At 64.9% G+C, this 5,459-nt stretch carries 4 protein-coding genes; all 4 read left to right on the top strand.

Annotated elements, in window-relative coordinates:
• Nucleotides 1-609 precede the first annotated feature (609 nt).
• The 4 genes from mnmG to RLQ26_00020 all read left to right on the top strand — a co-directional run bounded on the left by mnmG (nucleotide 610) and on the right by RLQ26_00020 (nucleotide 5,274).
• Nucleotides 610-2,466, top strand: coding sequence for a tRNA uridine-5-carboxymethylaminomethyl(34) synthesis enzyme MnmG (mnmG, locus tag RLQ26_00005; GenBank protein MEQ9087109.1), 1,857 nt, complete (start codon nucleotides 610-612; stop codon nucleotides 2,464-2,466).
• A gap of 15 nt (nucleotides 2,467-2,481) precedes the next feature.
• Nucleotides 2,482-3,162: a 16S rRNA (guanine(527)-N(7))-methyltransferase RsmG gene (gene rsmG, locus RLQ26_00010; GenBank protein MEQ9087110.1), complete on the top strand. Its 681-nt coding sequence runs from the start codon at nucleotides 2,482-2,484 to the stop codon at nucleotides 3,160-3,162.
• Nucleotides 3,163-3,220: 58 nt separating this feature from the next.
• Nucleotides 3,221-4,078, top strand: coding sequence for an AAA family ATPase (locus tag RLQ26_00015; protein ID MEQ9087111.1), 858 nt, complete (start codon nucleotides 3,221-3,223; stop codon nucleotides 4,076-4,078).
• 281 nt (nucleotides 4,079-4,359) lie between these two features.
• Nucleotides 4,360-5,274, top strand: coding sequence for a ParB/RepB/Spo0J family partition protein (locus tag RLQ26_00020; protein ID MEQ9087112.1), 915 nt, complete (start codon nucleotides 4,360-4,362; stop codon nucleotides 5,272-5,274).
• Nucleotides 5,275-5,459 lie beyond the last annotated feature (185 nt).

Raw genomic sequence — 5,459 nt, forward strand, 5'->3', positions numbered from 1 at the left:
CCCGACGACCGACGACGGGCTCTGGCATGTCATCTTCGCAAGCCGCCATATCGCAGAGATCGACCTGCGAAATGGCTCGTCAAAAACTGTCACCCATGTCTCCGAACACCTGTAACCCTTGTCTCCGGTCCATACAGGGGAGAGGGAAGGGGCCCGCCATCGCGAAGCGGTGGTGGGAAGGGTGAGGGGGAGCGGCACTCCGCGTCCCTTCTTCCCACCCTCCCCTCGGGGAGGGTCAAACCGCTGCAAGCGGTTTGGGGCGGGGGCTGGCAGGTTCATCGAATACAATTGGCGCGTGCGGGACAGGCGTCGCCGCGCCCCCGCCCCGAAAAACTTCGCTTCGCTCATTTTTTCGACCCTCCCCGAGGGGAGGGTGGGAAGCGATACCGGAACCTGTTTCACGTGAAACATGAAGAGCCGGGTGAATCCGATTCTGCTTCAAAGGCTTGCACGGGAATCCTCAACTCGGTGGAATCCTGATTCGACTCTGTGGAAAAGTTTTTGACGCGCAGCGCGCAAGCGCCTAAACCTCTGGGCAATCGCCTGTCGAATCCGTTCCTACGGGCACAGGCACTTTTTCTCTCCGGCATTCTCCGGCAGGTTTTGCGGATGACGCGCGAGTTCGATGTAATCGTGATCGGCGGCGGCCATGCGGGCTGCGAGGCGGCCTCTGCGGCGGCCCGCGCCGGCGCCCGCACCGCGCTCGTCACACACCGGATTTCGACCATCGGCGAGATGTCCTGCAACCCCGCCATCGGCGGTCTCGGCAAGGGCCATCTGGTCCGCGAGGTCGATGCGATGGACGGGCTGATGGGCCGCGTCGCGGACGCCGCCGGCATCCAGTTCCGCCTGCTCAACCGGCGCAAGGGCCCCGCCGTGCGCGGCCCGCGGGCGCAGGCGGACCGCAAGCTTTACCGGCAGGCGATGCAGGACGCGATCCTGAACCTCCGCAACCTCGAAGTGATCGAGGCCGCCGTCTCCGATCTCCTGGTCGAGGGCGGCGAGGTCCGGGGCGTCGCCGCCGAGGACGGGCGCCAGTGGAAGGCTGCCCGCGTGGTCCTCACCACCGGCACGTTTCTGCGCGGCGTGATTCATCTTGGCACACAACGGATCCCGGCCGGCCGGGCGGGGGAAGCGCCGGCGCTTGGCCTGTCCGACCGTCTCTACGGCCTCGGCTTCCAGCTCGGCCGCCTGAAGACCGGAACGCCGCCGCGCCTTGCCGGGGACAGCATCGACTGGGCCTCGCTCGAGGTTCAGCCGGGCGACGAGCCGCCGGTGCCGTTCTCCTTCCTCACGACCGGGATCACGACGCCGCAGGTCCCCTGCCACATCACCCGGACGACGGAGGCGGGCCACCGGATCATCGAGGAGAACCTGAAATTCTCGCCGGTCTATTCCGGCCAGATCGAAGGTGTCGGCCCGCGCTACTGCCCCTCCATCGAGGACAAGGTGGTGCGGTTCCGCGAGCGTGACAGCCACCAGATCTTCCTGGAGCCGGAAGGCCTCGACGACGACACGATCTATCCGAACGGGATTTCGACGGCGCTGCCGGAGGACGTCCAGCTCGCCTTCCTGAAGACGATCCCGGGTCTCGCGAATGTCGTCATGCGCCGGGCAGGCTATGCCATCGAATATGACTATATCGACCCGCGCGAGCTCCGGCCCACGCTCGAGACCCGGAAGCTGCCGGGTCTCTATCTGGCGGGCCAGATCAACGGCACCACGGGGTACGAGGAAGCCGCCGCGCAAGGGCTGATGGCGGGGCTCAATGCGGCGCTGGCGGCGCGGGGAGGCGAGCCCCTGATCCTCGACCGGGCCCAGGCCTATACCGGCGTCATGATCGACGATCTCGTCACGCGGGGCGTCAGCGAGCCCTATCGCATGTTCACCTCCCGGGCCGAGTACCGGCTGACGCTCCGGGCCGACAATGCCGATCAGCGGCTGACGGCGCTCGGCATGGCTGCAGGGGCCGTAGGAGAGGCGAGGGCGGCGGCTTTCACGGCCAAGATGGCGGGGCTTGAGGCCGCACGGGCCGTCTGCGGTGTCCTCAGGGCCTCTCCGAGCGAGCTCAATCGCAAGGGCCTCAAGGTCAATCAGGACGGCGTCGCGCGCAGCGCGGCCGACCTGCTGGCCTACCCGGGCGTCGATATGGCGCGTCTGGCGGCGATCTGGCCGGAACTCGGGGCCCTTGAGCCGGGTATCGCCGAGCAGATGGAGATCGAGGCGCAGTATGCGGGCTACCTCGGCCGGCAGGAGGCCGATATCAGGGCCTTCCGCAAGGACGAGGGTCTCAGCCTCCCGGCGGAGATCGATTATGCCGGAATCCTGGGCCTCTCCCACGAGGTCCGTCAGAAGCTTGCCGCGGCCCGTCCGGCAACGCTCGGCCAGGCGGCGCGGGTGGATGGGGTGACCCCGGCTGCGCTCACCACCTTAATGATTCACGTGAAACAAAAGCGCACGGCTTGAGGCATCATACCCGGTATGGCCCAACATATAGTGTCGGGAGCGCCGCAAGTCATTGATGCGGAATCCTTTTCGGACGCTCTACATGTTTCACGTGAAACAATGGAGCGGCTCGCGGAATACGAGTCCCTCCTCATCAAGTGGCAGAAAAGCATAAATCTCGTCTCCGCCGCCACTTTGCCGGAGCTTTGGCGCCGTCATATGCTCGATTCGGCCCAGATTGCGGGACTGGCGCCGGAGAATGCGGTCCGCTGGGCCGATCTGGGCTCCGGCGGCGGCTTTCCGGGCCTCGTGATCGCCATTCTTTTGCGGGACCGGCCCGGCTTCGGGATGCATCTGGTGGAGAGCGACCAGCGGAAATGCGTCTTCATGCGCGAGGTCGCCCGGGCCACGGGAGCCGCTGCAAAGGTGTATAATGAGAGGATAGAGGCCTTCGCCGCGGAGGCCGGGCCCTTCGATGTGGTCTCGGCCCGGGCCCTGGCGCCGCTCGACCGTCTCCTGGGCTGGGCGGCCCCGCTGTTCGGGCCGGACACGATTGGCCTGTTTTTGAAGGGGCAGGGCGTTCAGGATGAATTGACCGCCGCCCGAAAAAGCTGGATATTCGAGGCTGACATTTACCCCAGTCAGTCGGATCCGGCGGGTTCCGTGCTGAAGCTGAGAGGCCTCCATGGAACAGATCGACAAGACGCTGGTAGCTGACGCGGCCAATACCGCCGCTTCGATCACGACACCGCAAGGTACTACCGGGTCGGACCGGATGGTTGTTCCGTCCACGGAGCGTCCGCGCATCCTCGTTGTCGCGAACCAGAAGGGCGGCGTCGGCAAGACGACGACGGCGATCAATCTTGGTACCGCACTTGCCGCCGTCGGCGAACGCGTCCTGGTTGTCGATCTCGATCCGCAGGGCAATGCCAGCACGGGCCTCGGCATCGGCCGCAACGAGCGCAAGGTGTCTGCCTATGATGTGCTGATCGGCGCGGCGCTGATCGAAGACGCCATCGTGCCGACCAAGGTGCCGGGTCTCGATATTGTTCCGTCCACGATGGATCTGCTCGGCGCCGAACTCGAACTCGCCTCCGTGCCGCGCCGCTCGCATCGTTTGCGCGACGCACTCGCGCGCATGCCGCGCAACGGCAAGCAGCGCGACACGAGCGAAGCCGAACAGCGCATGAGCCTGCGGCCCTACTCCTATCTGCTGATCGACTGCCCGCCCTCGCTCAACCTGCTCACCATCAATGCGATGACGGCGGCTGACGCGATTCTCGTTCCGCTGCAATGCGAGTTCTTCGCGCTGGAAGGGTTGAGCCAGCTGCTGCGCACCGTCGAGCGCGTCAAGACGAGCCTCAATCCGCGCCTCGACATCCAGGGCATCGTGCTGACCATGTTCGACCAGCGCAACAAACTGTCCGACCAGGTCGCGAGCGACGTGCGCACCCATCTCGGCGACAAGGTCTACCGCACGGTGATCCCGCGCAACGTCCGGATCTCGGAAGCACCGTCCTATGGCAAGCCGGCGCTGGTCTACGATCATCGTTGCGCCGGCAGCAAGGCCTATATGAAGCTCGCCGCGGAGATGATCCAGCGCGAGCGGGCGATCAGGAAGAGCGCGGCCTGACGAAATGTTCCGGAGGCGGTTTGAGTTGTCTTAACAAAGCCTCCTAACGAATTGAAACCATTTGATTATGGGTCATACAAGGTAGTGTTCTGGTAAGGTGGATTGCGGGCAAGTCCCGGGTTTCCGGGATTATGGCAAGGTCATACCGGCCATACCGGCGGGAGCCGGCAGACAGGCGATCCAGCCCGTGTTCAGGGCGCTGAGTGCCGGGACGTCGAGTGTTCCGGAAGTCGAGAGTTCAGGGCGTAGAGGGTTCTATGAAAGGCATTGGAAGGGAAGCGATGGCAATGGCAGAGGAAACCCCGAGCCGTCTTGGACGCGGTCTGGCGGCACTGATCGGAGAGGACACGGCTTTCGCGCTGGGCGACAAGGAAGCGCCGGCGCCCAAGGGCGTACGCGAGGTGCCGATCGAGTATCTGCGCGCGAACCCGTTCCAGCCGCGCCACACGTTCCGGCCGGAAGACCTGGAGGACCTCGCGAACTCGATCCGCGAGAAAGGCATCCTTCAGCCGATCGTCGTGCGGCCCGTTGCCGGTGCGGCAAACTCGTTCGAGATCGTCGCCGGCGAACGTCGCTGGCGCGCGGCACAGGCGGCGCAGCTTCATCAGGTGCCGGTGATCGTGAAGGAGCTGAGCGATGCCGAGTCGCTCGAAATCGCGATCATCGAAAACGTGCAGCGCGCGGATCTCAACGCCGTTGAAGAAGCGGCGGGCTATGAGCGGCTGATGCAGCAGTTCGAATACACGCAGGACAAGCTCTCCAAGCTCATCGGCAAGAGCCGCTCCCATGTCGCGAACACGCTGCGGCTGTTGTCGCTGCCGGACGGCGTGCGTGGGTTGATCGAAGAGGGCAAGCTTACCGCCGGCCAGGCCCGCCCGCTGATCGGCCATGACGATGCCGAGAAGTTCGCCCGCGAAATCGTCGCCAGGGGGCTCTCGGCCCGCGAGGCCGAAGCGCTCACCCGCAAGCCCGATCCGGCGGCCGCCTCGACCAAGCCGAAGTCGCTGCCGAAAGCGGAAAAGGACGCCGACACGCTGGCGCTCGAAAAGAACATCTCCGACCAGCTCGGCCTCAAGGTCGAGATCGCCTATTCGGGCGACAAGGGCGGCGAGGTCCGCATCGCCTACAAGACGCTCGAGCAGCTCGACGAGATCTGCCGCCGCCTCGCCGGCCGCACCGCCCAGAAGATGCATTGAGGAAATTTTCCGGGTACGGATGATCCTGCCCTCTCCCCTCGGGGAGTGTATGGACTTGGGAGATGGGTAACACCTGTTCGGAGACATGGGTGACACAATTGACCATGGATTGTTCGGCAAGGGAGCTGTGCGATGCCGTGGTCGGAGGTGTCAGTCGTGGAACTGCGCAAGGAGTTTGTAATGCT

The sequence above is a fragment of the Alphaproteobacteria bacterium genome (assembly GCA_040220875.1).
Taxonomy (GTDB): domain Bacteria; phylum Pseudomonadota; class Alphaproteobacteria; order JAVJVX01; family JAVJVX01; genus JAVJVX01.